General features: G+C 64.9%; 15 protein-coding genes. 5 read left to right on the top strand and 10 right to left on the bottom strand.

The genetic code is table 11. The features are described from left to right. Positions 1–96: 96 nt before the first annotated feature. From C5L14_RS12810 to C5L14_RS12800, 3 genes are read right to left on the bottom strand one after another with little or no spacing between them, the layout of a single operon-like run. Positions 97–795: a TPM domain-containing protein gene (locus C5L14_RS12810; protein WP_105862418.1), complete on the bottom strand. Its 699-nt coding sequence runs from the start codon at positions 793–795 to the stop codon at positions 97–99. Between the two features lies 1 nt (position 796). Beyond that, positions 797–1,672 (bottom strand): TPM domain-containing protein, encoded by an 876-nt coding sequence (locus tag C5L14_RS12805; RefSeq protein WP_105862417.1) that lies wholly within the window; start codon positions 1,670–1,672, stop codon positions 797–799. A gap of 13 nt (positions 1,673–1,685) precedes the next feature. After that, positions 1,686–2,288, bottom strand: a complete 603-nt coding sequence (locus tag C5L14_RS12800) for a LemA family protein (protein ID WP_105862416.1) — start codon at positions 2,286–2,288, stop codon at positions 1,686–1,688. Between the two features lie 186 nt (positions 2,289–2,474). Here C5L14_RS12800 and C5L14_RS12795 point away from each other — a divergent pair, with 186 nt between their 5' ends. Then, entirely contained in the window at positions 2,475–3,635 is a 1,161-nt protein-coding gene (locus C5L14_RS12795) for a S8 family peptidase (protein WP_105862415.1), read from the top strand. A gap of 120 nt (positions 3,636–3,755) precedes the next feature. On the opposite strand, the gene ppdK is transcribed toward C5L14_RS12795, so the two are convergent. Continuing rightward, positions 3,756–6,422, bottom strand: a complete 2,667-nt coding sequence (ppdK, locus tag C5L14_RS12790; protein ID WP_105862414.1) for a pyruvate, phosphate dikinase — start codon at positions 6,420–6,422, stop codon at positions 3,756–3,758. Between the two features lie 370 nt (positions 6,423–6,792). Here ppdK and C5L14_RS12785 point away from each other — a divergent pair, with 370 nt between their 5' ends. Together C5L14_RS12785 and C5L14_RS12780 are read left to right on the top strand one after the other, a co-directional pair. Beyond that, positions 6,793–7,779, top strand: coding sequence for an MDR family oxidoreductase (locus C5L14_RS12785; RefSeq protein ID WP_105862413.1), 987 nt, complete (start codon positions 6,793–6,795; stop codon positions 7,777–7,779). 380 nt (positions 7,780–8,159) lie between these two features. Beyond that, positions 8,160–9,317, top strand: a complete 1,158-nt coding sequence (locus C5L14_RS12780) for an MFS transporter (RefSeq protein WP_105862412.1) — start codon at positions 8,160–8,162, stop codon at positions 9,315–9,317. A gap of 42 nt (positions 9,318–9,359) precedes the next feature. Here C5L14_RS12780 and C5L14_RS12775 read toward each other — a convergent pair whose 3' ends face one another. The 4 genes from C5L14_RS12775 to C5L14_RS12760 all read right to left on the bottom strand — a co-directional run bounded on the left by C5L14_RS12775 (position 9,360) and on the right by C5L14_RS12760 (position 14,200). Further along, the gene (locus tag C5L14_RS12775) at positions 9,360–10,277 is read right to left on the bottom strand and encodes a LysR family transcriptional regulator (protein ID WP_105862411.1); all 918 of its coding nucleotides are present in this window, start codon (positions 10,275–10,277) and stop codon (positions 9,360–9,362) included. A gap of 312 nt (positions 10,278–10,589) precedes the next feature. After that, a complete protein-coding gene (gene glyS / locus C5L14_RS12770) occupies positions 10,590–12,695 on the bottom strand; it encodes a glycine--tRNA ligase subunit beta (protein WP_105862410.1) in 2,106 nt (701 codons plus the stop codon). An 8-nt stretch (positions 12,696–12,703) separates the two neighbouring features. Continuing rightward, complete coding sequence (locus C5L14_RS12765; RefSeq protein WP_105862409.1) at positions 12,704–13,183, bottom strand: endonuclease domain-containing protein; 480 nt, start codon at positions 13,181–13,183, stop codon at positions 12,704–12,706. Between the two features lie 93 nt (positions 13,184–13,276). Then, positions 13,277–14,200, bottom strand: coding sequence for a glycine--tRNA ligase subunit alpha (locus tag C5L14_RS12760; protein ID WP_105862408.1), 924 nt, complete (start codon positions 14,198–14,200; stop codon positions 13,277–13,279). A 322-nt stretch (positions 14,201–14,522) separates the two neighbouring features. On the opposite strand from C5L14_RS12760, the gene C5L14_RS30350 reads away from it, so the two are divergent. Then, positions 14,523–14,954: a hypothetical protein gene (locus C5L14_RS30350; RefSeq protein WP_181161148.1), complete on the top strand. Its 432-nt coding sequence runs from the start codon at positions 14,523–14,525 to the stop codon at positions 14,952–14,954. 108 nt (positions 14,955–15,062) lie between these two features. Here C5L14_RS30350 and C5L14_RS30345 read toward each other — a convergent pair whose 3' ends face one another. Continuing rightward, the gene (locus C5L14_RS30345; RefSeq protein ID WP_156771628.1) at positions 15,063–15,236 is read right to left on the bottom strand and encodes a hypothetical protein; all 174 of its coding nucleotides are present in this window, start codon (positions 15,234–15,236) and stop codon (positions 15,063–15,065) included. A gap of 30 nt (positions 15,237–15,266) precedes the next feature. Beyond that, positions 15,267–16,133, bottom strand: a complete 867-nt coding sequence (locus tag C5L14_RS12750; protein ID WP_245443371.1) for a S49 family peptidase — start codon at positions 16,131–16,133, stop codon at positions 15,267–15,269. 337 nt (positions 16,134–16,470) lie between these two features. Between C5L14_RS12750 and C5L14_RS12745 the strand changes: the two genes are divergently transcribed. After that, positions 16,471–16,785 (top strand): hypothetical protein, encoded by a 315-nt coding sequence (locus C5L14_RS12745; RefSeq protein ID WP_105862406.1) that lies wholly within the window; start codon positions 16,471–16,473, stop codon positions 16,783–16,785. The last annotated feature ends 3 nt before the right edge of the window (positions 16,786–16,788 follow it).

The following is a 16,788-nucleotide window of genomic DNA, read 5'->3' as shown; positions in this document are numbered from 1 at the left end:
GCTTGAAGGCACAAAGCTCACGGCCCCTGGATTGCTTCGCTACGCTCGCAATGACGGTGCTTGATCTGTCAAGCATCAATGCTGTTGGTATGAGCCCTACAGCTCCACCACACGGTTCGGCAGTTGGTTCTGCGGCTGGCTCTCAGGCGGAAAATGCTGCGCCAGCAGGCCCCCGCATTGGCCGATGGCGGCAACCAGGCCCTCGGCGAGGCGTCCGGCGGCGGCGGCCTTGGTCAGGCCATCGATGGTATCGTCCCAGACCTGCTGCTCGACTTTGGCGTTGATGCCTTCGTCGGCGATCAGCACAGCCTGCCGCTCGGCCATGGCGATAAAGAGGAGGAGACCGGTGCGGTCGGCGGTCTGCTGCAATCCCTGGGCCAGGAACTGGCTGCGGGCCGCAAGCATCACCTTGTGGCGGCGCATGGGCGGCGGGGCAAACCAGAGCCGCACGCGCTGCGGCCAGCTCAGGGCGGTCACCACCACGAAGACGGCGATCTGGGTCAGGCTGAGGGTGAGCAGCCCCTTTCTGAGGGCGGACGCCATGTCGGCCTGGCTGAAATTGCCGCTGCTCCACGGCTCGCCGAACAGCGAGGCGTGCAGCAGATCCGGCGCCAGCAGGCCGATCAGCACCGGAGTGAGCAGCACGGCCACTGCGCCCAGGGTTACCGGGATCCAGCGATAGCTCGCTACGGCATGGCTGACGACGCAGTAGATCTCGCCGGACGTGCCCGCTTCCGCCGCGGTGATGGCCGCCGCGATGCGGCGATGATCGTCCTGCGTCAATACACGGGTCATCTCACCAGCTCCCGCTCGAACCGCCGCCGCCGAAGGAGCCGCCTCCGCCGGAAAAACCGCCGCCGGATGATCCTCCGCCCCAGCCCGAGCCGCCGCCCCAACCCGACGAGGTCGGGATGAAGACAGGGCCGGAGCCCCGCCGCCGGGCACCCGGCCCGCGGGGGCCGCCGCGCGAGGAATCGATCCAGCCCGAGGCAATCACGAAGATGAAGAACAGAATGAAGAAAATCACGAAGACGGTCTGAGGATCGAAGCCTTCGTCGCTGCGGGCGCCATCCTTGGCCCGCTGCTTCCATTCGCTCTCATTGTTGAGCAGCACATCCTCGATGGCGGCGACGCCGGCCTTGATGCCGGCTGGTATGTCGCCGGCCTTGAACTTGGGCAGGATCGCCTGCTGGATCACCACGCTGGAGAGCGCGTCGGTCAGCGTGCCTTCAAGCCCATAGCCGACCTCGATACGCACCTTGCGTTCGTTGGGGGCGACGATGAGCAGCACGCCATTGTTGAGCTTGCCCTGGCCGATGCCCCAGTGACGGCCGAGCTGATAGCCGTAATCGGCGATCTCCAGGCCTTCCAGGCTCTTGAGGGTGACGACGACGAGCTGGTCGCTCGACTTGTCCTCCAGAGCCTTCAGGGACTGGTCGAGGCTGGCGCGCTCGCCGGCTGGAATGATGCCCGCCTGATCGACCACGCGGTCCGTCAGGATGGGAAAGTTCAGGGCGAAGGCGGGAACGAGGAAGAAAAGCAGCAAGGCGAGCGCAGCGCAAAATGGTCTGCCGGTCTTCAGACCGGCATTCTCTGCGGCCCGTGCCGGTCCCGCTCCATCTCTCGATGGAGCCGAGAAGACCGGCACACCGAAGAACACCTGCTTGCTCATGCCTCGCGAAGCCTCAGTTGAAGTTGACCTTCGGGGCGGCCTGGTTCTCCGGCGCGGCGTTGAAGGTCTCCATCGGCTTGGTCCCGCTGTAGAAGATCGCCTTGTAGATGCTCTGCGGGAAGGTGCGAAGGTCGGTGTTGAAGACCCGGACCGCCTCGATATAGTCCTTGCGCGCCACGGCGATGCGGTTTTCGGTGCCTTCGAGCTGCGATTGCAGCGACAGGAAGTTCTGGTTCGATTTCAAGTCAGGATAGGCTTCCCGCAGGGCAATCAGGCGGCCGAGAGCACCGGACAGGCCCTGCTGCGCTTCCTGGAATTGCTTGAACTTCTCGGGATCGGTGATCGTACTGGCGTCGATCTTCACGCTGGTCGCCTTGGCGCGGGCCTCGACCACTTCGGTCAGCACCTTTTCTTCCTGCTTGGCATAGCCCTTCACGGTCTCGACCAGGTTCGGCACCAGATCGGCGCGGCGCTGATACTGGTTCTGGACCTCGCTCCAGGCGGCCTTGGCCTTCTCCTCGTCGGTGGGAATGGTGTTGATGCCGCCGCTGACCACCAGCCCGACCACCACTACGATAACGGCAAGGATCGCGAGAATTCGTGCCAATCCCGACATGCAAGGCCCCCTTTGTCGTGCCGGCGAACAGCCAGCCATCATGTCCTTATATCGACGCCGCCGGCGGGGGCAAAGCATCCCGCGGAACAGCCCACAGCCCCGTCGGTCGTTGTCACGGCGCGATAACGCCGATTGTCGCATGAGAGAACCGGAACGTTCGGTACGGCGACAAGGCAGGAGGAAGTCATGCGATCCTATGTCATTCTGCGTCGGCCCAAGGCGGACCAGCCCGGTCGGATGGGGCTTGAGCGGCTCCAGCCCAAGCCGCCGGAAATCACGGTCGAGACCCTGCCGGACCAAGCCCTGCGCGAGTTGGAGGCCGATCCGGACATCTCCTATGCCGAGAACATGCCGACGGCGCTGATCGAGCCTCTCGACAGCCCCGCACCGGCGGTAGCCGAGGCTGGCGCCAGCTGGGGCGTCGCGGCCGTCGGCGCCGATGCCAGTCCCTTTACCGGCGCCGGGGTCACGGTTGCCGTGCTCGACACCGGCATCGATGCCGCCCATCCGGCTTTTGCTGGCGTAACACTGGTCGAGAGGGACTTCACCGGCAGCGGCAATGGCGACGTCAAGGGCCATGGCACGCACTGCGCCGGCACCATTTTCGGCCGGGACGTCGGCGGCCAGCGTATCGGCATTGCGCGCGGTGTCGGCAAAGCCTTGATCGGCAAGGTGCTCGGCAATGACGGCAAGGGCGATTCCGGCATGATTTTCGAAGCCCTGCAATGGGCGCTGACGGAGAAGGCCGATATCGTCTCCATGTCGCTGGGCTTCGATTTCCCCGGTCTGGTGAAACGCCTGACCTCGGAGGGCTGGGATATCGAGCCGGCCACCTCGATGGCCCTGGTGGGCTATCGCAGCAATCTGCGCATGCTCGATACCATCATGGCAATGCTCAAGGCCCATGGCGCCCTCGGCACTTCGCCGCTGGTGGTGGCGGCGGCGGGCAATGAGAGCAAACGGGCGGCGGTGACGCCTTATCGCATCGCCGCTTCCCTGCCGGCGGCAGCCGACGGCGTGATCGCGGTGGCGGCGGTGGGACGGGACGCCGACACATACAGGGTGGCGTCCTTTTCCAACATGCTGGCGGCAGTGGCGGCGCCCGGCGTCGACATCACCTCGGCCTGGCCCGGTGGCGGCCTTCATACCATCAGTGGCACCAGCATGGCCTGCCCGCATGTCTCGGGCGTGGCTGCCTTGTGGTGGCAGGCGCTGGAGCACAAAGGCATCAACGGCAGCGCCGCCAGCGTCGGCGCCCGCATTCTCGCCAGCGCCCGCCGGAACGTGTTCGCCCCGGATGTTCCAGAGGTCGATATCGGTCAGGGCATGGTCACGGCCCCGGAATGAGATGTCCGAAGCAGATTGTCATCGCCGGGCTCGACCTGGATTGCCGGGGTCAAACCCGGCAATGACAAAGGTCGTGCAAACTCGAAGACGCCTCGGTGAATTCCGAGGAAGGTCCAGGCCTTACTTCTTGGCCTCCAGGGCTGCTTGGGCAGCCGCCAGCCTGGCGATCGGCACGCGGAAGGGCGAGCAGGAGACATAGTCGAGCCCGCTGCGCTCGCAGAAGGCGATCGAAGCCGGATCGCCGCCATGCTCGCCGCAAATGCCGAGCTTGAGATTGGCGCGCTGCTTGCGGCCGCGCTCGACGCCGATCTCCACCAGCGCGCCGACGCCTTCCTGGTCGATCGAGACGAAGGGATCGGTGGCGAAGATGCCCTTCTGCACATAGGTGCCGAGGAAGGAGGCCGCGTCGTCGCGCGAGATGCCGATGGTGGTCTGCGTCAAGTCGTTGGTGCCGAAGGAGAAGAATTCGGCACTCTCGGCGATCTCGCCGGCACGGATGGCGGCGCGCGGCAGCTCGATCATGGTGCCGACCTGGTAGACCAGCTTGACGCCCTTTTCCTTTTCCACTGCCTGCGCCATGGCATCGATGCGGGCCTTGACCAGGTCGAGTTCGGTCCTCGTCGCCACCAGCGGCACCATGATTTCCGGCGTCACCGGCTGGCCGGTGGAGGCGGCGGCCTCGACCGCCGCCTCGAAGATGGCGCGCGCCTGCATCTCGGCGATCTCCGGGAAGGCGATCGCCAGCCGGCAGCCGCGGAAGCCGAGCATCGGGTTGAACTCGTGCAACTCCTGGGCCCGCGACTTCAGCTTGGCGGCCGAGGCGCCCATCGCCGCCGCGACTTCGGCGATCTCTTCCTCCGAATGCGGCAGGAACTCATGCAGCGGCGGGTCAAGCAGACGGATGGTGACCGGCAGGCCCGACATGATCTCGAAGAGCTGGCGGAAATCCTCGCGCTGCATCGGCAGGAGCTTGGCGAGCGCTGCGCGCCGGCCCTTCTCGTCGTCGGCCAGGATCATTTCGCGCATGGCGACGATGCGGCCTTCGTCGAAGAACATGTGCTCGGTGCGGCACAGGCCGATACCTTCGGCCCCGAACTGGCGGGCCTGGCGGGCATCGGCCGGGGTCTCGGCATTGGTGCGCACCTTCATGCGCCTGACGCCGTCGGCCCAGGCCATCAGCTCGGCGAACTCGCCGGAAAGCTCGGGCTGCACCATGGCGATCTTGCCGGCCAGCACCTGCCCGGTCGAGCCGTCGATGGTGATGACGTCGCCTTTCTTGTAGGTCTTGCCGCCGGCCATCAGTGTGCCGCTGGCACCATCGACGCGGATGCTGCCCGCGCCGGAGACGCAGGGCTTGCCCCAGCCGCGCGCCACCACGGCGGCGTGCGAGGTCATGCCGCCCAGGCGGGTGAGGATGCCGGAAGCCGCCAGCATGCCCTTGATGTCCTCGGGGCTGGTTTCCTGGCGCACCAGGATGACGGTCTTGCCGGCCGCCTTGCCGGCTTCGGCCTCCTCGGAGGTGAAGACGATCTCGCCGGAGGCCGCACCGGGGGAAGCCGGCAGGCCGCGTGCGATCTCGATGCGCTCGGCCTTGGGATCGATGGTGGGGTGGAGGAGCTGGTCGAGCGCCGCCGGATCGACGCGGCCAACGGCCTCTTCCTCGCTGATCAGGCCTTCCTTGGCCATTTCGACCGCGATGCGCAGCGAGGCCTTGGCGGTACGCTTGCCCGAGCGCGTCTGCAGCATCCACAGCTTGTTGTCTTCGACCGTGAACTCGATGTCCTGCATGTCGCGGTAGTGCTTCTCGAGCACTTTGGTGATGCCGACGAATTCGGCGAAGGCGGCAGGCATCGCCTCCTCCATCGAGGGCTTGTTCGAGGCGCCGGCCTGGGCGGCCGCCTTGGAGATCGGCTGCGGCGTGCGGATGCCGGCCACCACGTCCTCGCCCTGGGCGTTGATCAGGAACTCCCCATAGAGCGCATGCTCGCCGGTGGAGGGATTGCGGGTGAAGGCGACGCCGGTGGCCGAGGTATCACCGCGATTGCCGAATACCATCGCCTGCACATTGACGCCCGTGCCCCATTCGGCGGGAATGTTGTGCAGCGAGCGATAGGTGATGGCGCGCGCATTCATCCACGAAGCGAATACGGCGCCGACAGCGCCCCAGAGCTGCTCCTGCGGGTCTTCGGGGAAGGGCTTGCCGAGCTCCTCGAGCACCAGGGCCTTGTATTGGCCGACCAGCGTCTTCCAGTCGCCGGCCTGGAGATCGGTGTCGAGCACATAGCCCTTGCGCTCCTTGTAGGTGTCGAGGATCTCCTCGAAATGGCCGTGGTCGACGCCGAGCACCACATCGGAGAACATGGTGATGAAACGCCGGTAGGAATCCCAGGCGAAGCGCTCGTTGTTGGAGGCTGCCGCCACCGCGGCGACCGTGGTGTCATTGAGGCCGAGATTGAGCACCGTATCCATCATGCCCGGCATCGAGGCGCGGGCGCCCGAGCGCACCGAGACCAGCAGCGGGTTCCTGGCATCGCCGAAGGCCTTGCCGGTGATGCGGCCGATCTCGGCCAGGGCCGCTTCGACCTGACCCTTCAGTTCTGGCGGATAGGTCCGCTCGTTGGCATAGTAATAGGTGCAGACTTCCGTGGTGATGGTGAAGCCGGGCGGCACCGGAAGGCCCAGATTCGACATCTCCGCCAGGTTGGCGCCCTTGCCGCCCAGCAGGTTTTTCATGCCCTGTTCGCCTTCGGCCTTGCCGTCGCCGAACCCATACACCCACTTCGTCATTGCACTTCCTCAGTGATTTCGGATTGGCCGATTACGCCGGCACGTATTTGGCGCAGAGCCTTTCCACAGCCGGCCGATAAATTCAATTCTTCAAACGTCTAAATCGATAGGTTGGCCGGATAACAAAATGTGTCAGAGTGTAATAATTGCGTCTGACCCTGCTTTTGTCTGAAGAACCGACGTGTCCAGGGCCTTATATGTCGGATTAATTGGACCGAACGCTCGATATGGCTTTGTCCAGGGATCGCTGGCCGGATCGGCGTGACGGATCGCCGACCATGCGGCCATTTTTCCGCTTGCCATAACCGGCTCGGGCCTCGAAAACGCCAAGACACGATCTGGACACCAGACAGCAATTGCAGGAGCGTGCATGTCGACTTTCAAGGCTCTCGTCGTCACCAAGCCGGATACCGGCTATGCCTGCAACTTCGCTGAGTTCGACGAGCGCGATCTCATGGATGGCGACGTCACGGTCCGGGTCACCCACTCGACCGTCAACTACAAGGACGGCCTTGCCATAACCGGCAAGGGGCCGGTGGTGCGCCGTTTTCCGATGATTCCGGGCGTCGATTTCGCCGGCGAGGTGATCGCCTCCTCCTCGAAGGACTGGGATCCGGGCGACCATGTCATCCTCAATGGCTGGGGCGTGGGCGAGACCCATCTCGGCGGCTATGCCGAGCGGGCCCGCGTCAAGGGCGAATGGCTGGTGCGGGTGCCCTATGGCATGACGCATGCGCAGGCGATGGCGATCGGCACCGCCGGCTATACCGCGATGCTGAGCCTGATGGCGCTCGAGGCCCATGCCATCACGCCCGCCCGCGGGCCGGTGCTGGTGACCGGCGCCGCCGGCGGCGTGGGTTCCACGGCCGTCGCCTTGCTGGCGCGGGCCGGCTACACGGTGATCGCCTCGACAGGGCGCCCGGAAGAAGGCGATTATCTCAAGAATCTGGGCGCCTCCGAGGTGATCGATCGGGCCGAACTCACCGGCCCCCTGCGCCCTCTCGGCAAGGAGCGCTTTGCCGGCGCCGTCGATACGGTCGGTTCGCTCACCCTCGCCAATGTATTGTCGCAGATCAAATATGGCGGCGCCGTCGCCGCTTGCGGCCTGGCAGGTGGATCGGACCTGCCGTCCAGCGTGATGCCATTCATCCTGCGGGGGGTCTCATTGCTCGGCATCGATTCGGTGCAATGCCCCCAGGTCGTCCGCCAGGAGGCCTGGCGGCGCCTTGCCAACGAGCTCGACCGCGACAAGCTCGATGCCATGACGAGCTCGATCCCCTTCGACGAGGTCCGCGAAACCGCCGCCAGCATCCTGGAGGGCAAGGTGAGGGGGCGGGTGGTGGTCGAGATCGGCTGAGGGGCGGCCAAAACCCGATACGGCAGAGCTTGCCGGCCTTGTGCCATTGCCGGGCTTGACCCGGCAATCCAGCTTCGGCCGGCGCCGGTGCCTGGGTCAAGGGCGGGGCATGTGTCGGTTTGAGCACTACTGCGTCGTAAAGCGAGGCGGCCTTTCTTTACCCTCCCCCTCCAGGGGAGGGTATTAACGGCACTCGTCAACCTGAGTTCTGAGCCCCGGGATTCGCCGGCGCCGTTCCAAAATCGCCCGCTCCATGCTATCCGGAGCCCCGGAGGGATAACCGAAGCGCTGCCTCGAAACCCGACATCCTTGTCCTCGCGAGGCGGATCGTCGGCACCATCCCGATCGCGAACGCGAGGTCTCATGATCGGGAAGACCAGATGGATCGCCGCGTCCTGCTCCTCGCACTCGCCACCTTCGTCACCGGCACCGCCGAGAACATCGTCATCGGCATCCTGCCTGACATCGCCGGCGGACTCGGCGTCTCCATCGGCCTGGCCGGCCAGCTCACGGCGATCTTTTCGATCACCTTTGCGCTGGCGGCGCCGCTCGCTCTGCTGCTGACTGCGCGCTTCGAGCGCAAGGGCGCCTTCACGGCCGCTCTTGCCGCCTTCCTCCTCTGCAACCTCCTCGCCGCCGCCAGCCCCGGCTATGGCGTTTTGTTTGCCGCCCGCATCGGCATGGCGGCGGCGAGCGCCACCATCGCATTGCTGGCGACCATGCTCGCCACCGAACTCGTCGACGAGCGCATGAAAGGCCGGGCGATCGGCATGATCTTCATGGGGGTCAGCGGCTCGCTGGTGCTCGGCGTGCCGATCGGCATGCTGGTCAGCTCGCTTGCAGGCTGGCGCAGCGTGTTCCTGGCGCTTGCCGCCCTGGCTGCCGGCGTCCTGATCGTCTGCCGCCTGAAGCTGCCCGACATCGGCGCCAGCCGGCAGGGCTCGCCTGATTACGGGACCCATCTGCGCTCCACTCCATTGGCGAGTGCCCAGCTCGTTTCCATCCTGATGATATCAGGCCACTTCGTCCTGTTCGGCTATCTTTCGCCTTATATTGCCGACGTCCTCGGCGTCACCGGCGCTGGAATCGTAGTGGGCTTCGTCGCCTTCGGCGTCGCCGGCGTCTCGGGCGGCTATCTCGGCGGCCTCGCTGCCGACAAGGTCACGCCGCGCCGGGCGATCGTGCTGGTCCCGGCAGGCTATCTCGCGGCGCTCGTGCTGATCCCGTTCGCAGCCGGCACGAGCCTGGCCTTCTTTCCGGTGATGATGGTCTGGGCCTGCCTGAGCTGGATGATCTCGCCGGTGGTGCAGAGTTTCCTGATCGCGACGGGGCCCGATACCGCGGAGGCGGGGGTGAGCCTCAATCTGTCGGCCATGCATATCGGGGTCGGCCTCGGCACGGCCCTGGGCGGCGTCGCGGTGGAGCGGGTGCCGATCGTCTATCTGCCGGGCATCGGCGCGGGCCTGGCCGCCTTGGCCCTGGCGGCAGCGGCGCTGGCCTATCGGGGAGCGGGCAGGCGGACCGGGATGGTGGTGTAGCGGGAAACGAAAACTGCGATGCCCGATTGGCGGAGCAGGTGCTCAGGCTTCGCCGGTTCCCTCCAGCAGGGGCCGCAGCTTCGTCAGCGCGTCCCAGCCATGGTCCATGAAGACGCGGACCTTGGCCGAGTGCTTGAGATCGGGATGGGTCAGGAGCCACAGGCCGGCGCCGACGCCCGGCAGCGGTTCGGACAGGCGCGGCAGCGGCAGGGTATCGCCGATATAGCAGGGCAGCAGGCCGACGCCGAAGCCGGCCCGCAGGGCCTCGGCGACGCCGAGAATGGTGTTGAGGCGCAACACGATGCGCTCGTTCGGCACTTCGCGTTCCACCCAACGCGCCGGCGGGATGTTGGAGAGCCCTTCGCCGGTGGCGATCCAGCGCTCGGCGAAGAGATCCGTGAGTTCGGCCCCTTTCAGGCGCTCCGGGCCGTAGATGGCCCAGGCAATGGTGCAGACCCGCCGCCCCACCAGCGTATCGGGGGGCGCCGATGTGGCACGGATCGCGATGTCGGCGTCCCGCTTGGACAGGTTCAGCGGCAGGTTGGAGACCACGACGTCGAGGCGAATGTCGGGAAAGCTGGTCAGGAAGCTGGTGAAGACCGGCATCGCCAGGTGGGCCATGATGCTGTCATTGGTGGTGACGCGCAGTTCCCCGGAGGGTTTGACGTCCCGTCCCGCCACACGGCGCTCGAAGCCGCTGATGTCCTCGGCCATGCGGCCGGCGAGCGCCACCATCTCTTCCCCCGCCGCAGTGAGCGCATAGCCGCTGCGCCCGCGCTCGAACAGGCGGGCGCCGAGCATTTCCTCGACGGCATTGATGCGGCGGAACACGGTAGAATGGTTGACCCCGAGCGCCGTTGCCGCGCCAGCGAGGGATTTGGTCTCCGCGACGGCGCGAACATAACGGTAATCATCCCAATTGGGAGATGGACGCTGTAGAGCGGAGTCAGAAACGGTCATGCAGGCGTCCCTGGCGGCAAGAAACGCGGATCTGATAAAGGCTCTCTAGTCCTAGAGCAAAGCGCGTTCAAGCGTGAACGCTTATTTGCTCTAACTCATTGTTCTGACGCGTCTTTGCGATTCTTGGTGGCTCCGTCTAATCGCAAAACGCTATAGCACCGACGAGCAACGGCGCAAGATCATCTTGTGGATGACAATCCGCCCTGGACCTAAACAAATGTTTTTCCGGGCTTTGCCAGTCAGGGCGCGTTGCCCCTCGGTTCTATCCTCTGGCCGCGGGCAGAGAGGATCGAGGCGAGGAGCAGCGTGATTTCAGCCCTCGATGCGCGAGAAATCGGCCACGCTGCGGGTTGCCGTCCGGATCTCCTCCAGCAGCTTCAAGCGGTTGAGGCGCAGGGCGGCATCCTCGGCATTGACGAGGATCTTGTCGAAGAAGGCGTCGACGGGCCGGCGCAGTTGCGCGAGGGCCGTCATCGCACCTTCATAATCCTCGGAGTCGATGGCGCTGGTGGCTGCCTGCCTCGCCGTCTGCAGAGCCGCCTGCAGGCCCTTCTCCTCCGGCTCGGTGAGAAGAGAGGCGTCTGCGCCGCCGGCATAGGCCCCGGCGCCGTCCTTCTTCTCCTCGATGCGCAGGATATTGGCGGCGCGCTTGGCCCCGGCCAGCAGGGCCTTGCCGTCCTCGCTGCCGAGGAAGCGGCCGAGCGCCTCGACGCGGCGGACGATGAGCAGGAGATCGTCCTGCCCGCCAAGGCCGAAGACGGCGTCGACGAGATCGTGCCGGGCGCCCTGTTCGCGCAGCTGCACCTTCAGGCGGTCGGCGAAGAAGGCGAGGAGGTCGTCGGCGATGTCGTTGCTCTTGGCAAAGGGAGCCTTGGCGATGACAGCCAGCAGCGGAAGGCGCAGCCTGTTGTCGAGTACCAGGCGGATGACGCCGAGAGCGGCCCGTCGAAGGGCATAGGGATCCTTGCTGCCGGTCGGCTTCTCGTCGATGGTCCAGAAGCCGATCAGCGTGTCGAGCTTGTCGGCGAGCGCCACGGCGACCGCGACAGGATCGGTCGGCGCGCTATCGCCGGCACCCTTGGGCCGGTAATGATCCTCCAGCGCGGCGGCGATGGCGGCGTCCTCACCCTGGGCCGTGGCGTAATAGCGGCCCATCAGCCCCTGCAATTCGGGGAATTCGCCGACCATTTCGGTGGCGAGGTCAGCCTTGGCGAGCCTGGCTGCCCGCTCGGCCTTGGCCGGGTCGGCACCCACGGCGGGGGCCAGCGCCCTGGCGAGAGAGGCGATGCGTTCGATGCGCTGGCCCTGCGTGCCGAGCTTCTCGTGGAACACCACGTTCGAAGCGACGATCTTGGCGAGACGCTGGTCGAGCGGTTTGCCTTCATCTTCGTAGCCGGGCAGGGGCTTCTGGTCGGTTTCCCAGAAGAACTTGGCATCGGACAGACGGGCGCGGATGACGCGCTCATTGCCGGCGACGATGGCCGCTCCGCCATCGCTCGCCTCGATATTGGCAATTAGGATGAAGCGGTTGGCAAGGCGCCCGGTCTTGGGATTGCGCACCACGAAGCACTTCTGGTTGGCGCGGATGGTAGCCTGGATCGCTTCGTCCGGCACCGAGAGGAAGCTCTCCTCGAAGGAGCCCATCAGCACCACCGGCCATTCCACCAGGCCGGCGGCCTCGTGCAGCACGGCATCGTCCTCGACCAATTCCAGCCCTTGGGCGAAAGCGAGGTTGCGGGCATCGGTGAGGATGATGTCGCGCCGGCGGGCCGGATCGAGCACCACCTTGGCCGCTTCCAGCTTGGCGACATAATCCTCGAAGCGCCTCACCTGGATGGTGCCGGGCGCCAGGAAGCGATGGCCCTTGGTGGTATCGCCGACGGCGACGCCCTCGATCTCGAAGCGCACCACCTCCGGGTCCTCGGTCTCGGGGCCGAAGGTGCAGAGGATCGAATGCAGCGGGCGCACCCAGCGCAGGCTTCCCGACCCCCAGCGCATGGATTTGGGCCAGGGGAAACTGCGGATGACCTCGGGCACGATCTCGGCGATGAGGTCGGGCACGGCCCGTCCGGCCTTTTCCACCACCGCGACATAGAACTCGCCCTTCTTTGGGTCGCTTTCGATACGCGCCTGATCGAGCGAGGCGAGGCCGGCCGCCTTCAGGAAGCCCTGGATCGCGCCGTCGGGGGCGCCGACACGGGGGCCCTTGCGCTCCTCGCGCGTGTCGGGCTGGCGGATCGGCAGGCCGTGCACCGTCAGGGCCAGACGGCGCGGCGTGGCATAGGCCGAGGCGCCCTCATAGACGACGCCACGCTCGACGAGCGCATCCGTCACCATTTTCTTGAGGTCGTCGGCCGCCTTGGCCTGCATGCGGGCGGGGATTTCCTCGGAGAAGAGTTCGAGCAGGAGGTCGGGCATGGGATGGTCTACTGAGCTTCACCCTCCCCTGGAGGGGGAGGGTCGACGCGTAGCGTCGGGGTGGGGTGATCTGCCGGCCTTGCCTTCACATATCTGATGTGGCGAAACCGAGTTGCTGGCGTATTCAACTCTCCGTAAAGAGCTGCATAAAGGGTGTCCAGGACACCTTCTAAATTGTCGAAGATCTCGTGATTCCAAAAACGAACGACATTGTAACCCTGGCTATTGAGCCATCGGGTCCGAATGTCGTCCCGAGCCTTGATCTCTTCGCGACCATGTTGTTCACCATCAAGCTCGATGACGAGTTTGGCTGCGGGACATAGAAAATCGACGACATAAGATCCTAACGGCGCTTGCCGGCGAAAATGGGTACCCTCAAGCGGCAAACGTTCCAAAGCTCGCCAGAGTTTTCTTTCCGCTTCCGTTGTGTCGGCGCGAAGACGCTGAGCCGTGGTGCGGCGAAAGTCCGATATCGTCTTTCTGCTCATCGAAATTGCAGCCCGGTCATTTGAAACCCGCCGTCGCGCACCCCACCCCGACGCTTCGCGTCGACCCTCCCCCTGCAGGGGAGGGTAGTCGCGCTAGGCCCCGCCGGCTTCGGTCTTGACCCACGCCTCGCCGCAGGCCTTGGCGAGTTCGCGCACGCGCAGGATGTAGCTCTGGCGCTCCGTCACCGAGATGGCGCCGCGCGCGTCGAGCAGGTTGAAACGGTGGCTCGCCTTGATGCATTGGTCATAGGCAGGTAGGGCGAGCTGATGTCGGTTGCCCTTGTCGCCGGCCGCGAGCAGGGCCTTGCACTCCTTTTCGGCATCGATGAAGTGCTGCTTGAGCATCTCGATGTCGGCATGCTCGAAATTATGGCGCGAATATTCCTGCTCGGCCTGCAGGAAGACATCGCCGTAGGTCACCTTCTCGGCGCCTTCGCGGCCGTTATAGTTGAGGTCGTAGACGTTCTCGACGCCCTGCACATACATGGCCAGGCGTTCGAGGCCATAGGTCAGTTCCCCGGAGACGGGGTTGCATTCCTGGCCGGCGACCTGCTGGAAATAGGTGAACTGCGACACTTCCATGCCGTCGCACCAGCACTCCCAGCCCAGGCCCCAGGCCCCGAGCGTGGGGCTCTCCCAATCGTCCTCGACGAAGCGCACGTCATGGACCAGGGGATCGAGCCCGATGGCGGCAAGCGAGCCGAGATAAAGGTCCTGCAGCTCCGGCGGCGAAGGCTTCAGGATGACCTGGAACTGGTAATAATGCTGCAGGCGGTTGGGGTTCTCGCCATAACGCCCGTCCTTGGGACGGCGCGAAGGCTGCACATAGGCTGCTTTCCAGGCCTTGGGACCGAGCGAACGCAAGGTGGTGGCGGGGTGGAAGGTACCGGCGCCCACTTCCATGTCATAGGGCTGCAGCACCACACAGCCGTGATCGGCCCAATAGCGCTGAAGGGTCAGGATCAGGCCCTGAAAGGAGCGTTCAGGGCGCATATGGGCAGGAATAGCGTCGGCCATGACGGTTCTCGAACTAGAGCATCTTCTCTGGAAAGCCGGCCGGCTGTTCGATTGAGAAGATGCGTCAAAACAAAAGAGACCGGAAAATTGCGGTTCAGGAAAACCGTACTTTTCTCCAGCGGAGCCGTGCCGGGGCAACTGTTTCCGCCGGTACAGACCTGTGCCCGACCCTTAGAGCAAGATCGACACTGGGGAAACCTGTTTGTGCGGCACGCGGCCTTGTGCCTGTCCGCACAGATGCCGGAAGGCTCTCATGAGACAAGGGATGCAACGGGACACATCAACCGATCCCGTACAATCAAACCTCAGGAGAGTAAGTATAATGTCCAGGCAATCCCTTCTTCGTACCGGTCTCGTCGCAGCCCTGATCATGGGCTCGCTGGCCGGCTCTATTTCCACCTCCTTTGCCGCGAGCACTGGTCCGGGCTCCGCCAGCAGTGGCGGCAATGGCGGTGGTGGCGGCGGCGGCAACCGCGGCTCCGGCCCGTCAAACCCGGGTGGCGGCGGCGGTGGTGGCGGCATGTCCGACCAGGCGCGCGTGATCATCACCAACCCGCCGCCTTGCCCCACCCATGCCTGCAATCCGCCGCCGCGCCGCCCGGTCCCCGCTCCGGTCAAGGTCCAGCTCAAATTCGTCGATCAGCAGCGCTGCACCAATGTCTGGCGCCAGGTGGTGCTGGATGACGGCAGCGTCATCGAGGATCGGACGGTACCGATGCGCAAGCATTGCCGGATCATCCGCAACGTCGATTGATCGAAGTTCTGCCAAAAAAGCAGAAGCAGGTTCGCAAGAACCTGCTTCTTTGCGTTTGATGGAACTGCGTGAGGGCCCGCGACCGGACCGGCCAGACGGGGCTCGGCCCTACTCCGGGCGATAGACGCCGCTGCGCGGATCGCGTCGCAGATTGATGGCTTCCTGCCGCACGGGCTGGGGCTTGTAGAGTTCGTTGTTCACTCGCTCCCATTCGCGCTTGACCAGACGCGCGAGAACCACGGTCCCGACAAGGCTGGCGACGGCTAGAACGACAGGATGCATGGCAGGTCCTCTTCATTCATCATTTCGTAACTATAAACCGAAACGGGCTCGAATTGCACGCCCTTCGAGTGCGGCAAGAATGCCTTCGGTTAATTGCTCGCTTTCGGCGGCCGAAAAATGGGCGCCGAGCCCGAGGCGCCGGGCAAGCAGACCACGTGGTTCGGTAACGGTCTTGAAGCGCACCTTCTCGCCATAGCGCGCGCGCATGGTGGACCTTACGTCGCCGATGGCGTCGGCAAGGCCGAGTTCGATGGCCCGCGGCGCGAGCCAGAACTCGCCCGAAAACAACTGCTCGTCCTCGCCCTTGAGCTTGCCGGCGCGGCGCTCTTTGACGAGGGCGATGAACATGTCGTGGATGTCGCGCTGCAGGGCGGCCAGCCTTTCGACATCCTCGGGGTTTTCGGGGCGGAAAGGATCCAGCATCGTCTTGGAGCGCCCGGCCGTGTGGACGCGGCGCTCGACCCCGATCTTCTCGATCAATTTGTCGAAGCCGAACGAGGCGGAGACCACGCCGATGGAACCCAGGATCGAGGCAGGATCGGCGATGATCTCGTCGGCGGCGCAGGCGATCATGTAACCGCCCGAGGCCGCGACATCCTCCACGAAGGCGAAGACCGGCAGCTTCTTCTCGGCAGAGAGGGCCCGGATACGGCGCATGATCAGATGCGATTGTGCCGGCGAGCCGCCGGGCGAATTGATGACCAGCGCCACCGCCTTGGCGCCTTTCACGGCGAAAGCGCCGTCGATGAGTTTGGCGACCTTGGTCATGCTGAGGCTGCTGCTGAAACGAGAGCCGGTGCCGATGGTGCCGGAAAGCGGAAGGACGGCGATCACGGGCGCGGGCTGGCGCCACTTCTCGGGCAGCAACTGCCGGATTCGGCCGAAACTTCGCTTCAATGGATTGTCCGATTTCGGGGTATCGGGTGTCGTCAACGCAGCTCCGCCTTTCCTTTGCATCGTGAAACGGCAATCCTCACGAGAAGGTGATGAACGCCTTTGCTTCATATAGGCACGAAATCCCGGCGGAACGATAGGTTGGCTTATTGGCTGAATGCTGGATGAACGGGTCGATCAAGCAGCATTCAGCCGATGCTGGGGATAGTGAAGGCAGGAAGGGACGAACGACAATCGCCGCTCCTCCGGAACCTTCACGGCTCCGGCAGTTAACATCATAGTAAGCTGGCCCTTCGGGGTTGGGTCGAGCTTTCACCGATTTGAATCGCAGGAGGAACGAATGTTTCGCAAACTCGCTTTGGCAGCCGCCTTGGCTTTCGGCATGGGGGGCGCTGCAATGACGGCGCAGTCGGCCCAGGCTGCAGTGGTTCATCCCGCAGCCAATGCCGGTGTGATTCAGGCCATCGAGCAGTCGGCCCCGTCACCGGATGCCGCACAGAAGGTCTACCACCGTGGCCGCCCGCATTATTACCGTCCGCACTATTACCGCCCGCATTGGCGTCCGCGTCCGGCGCGTTACTGCCGCTGGCAGCGCGTGCGCGTCCACACCTATTACGGTTGGCGCTGGGTGAACCGCCGCGTCTGCTGGCGCTGATGA

It is taken from the genome of Labrys okinawensis, from assembly GCF_002982075.1.
Lineage (GTDB): Bacteria > Pseudomonadota > Alphaproteobacteria > Rhizobiales > Labraceae > Labrys > Labrys okinawensis_A.
Note: the sequence above shows the minus strand (reverse complement) of the source record. Positions and strands in the feature narration are given on the sequence as shown.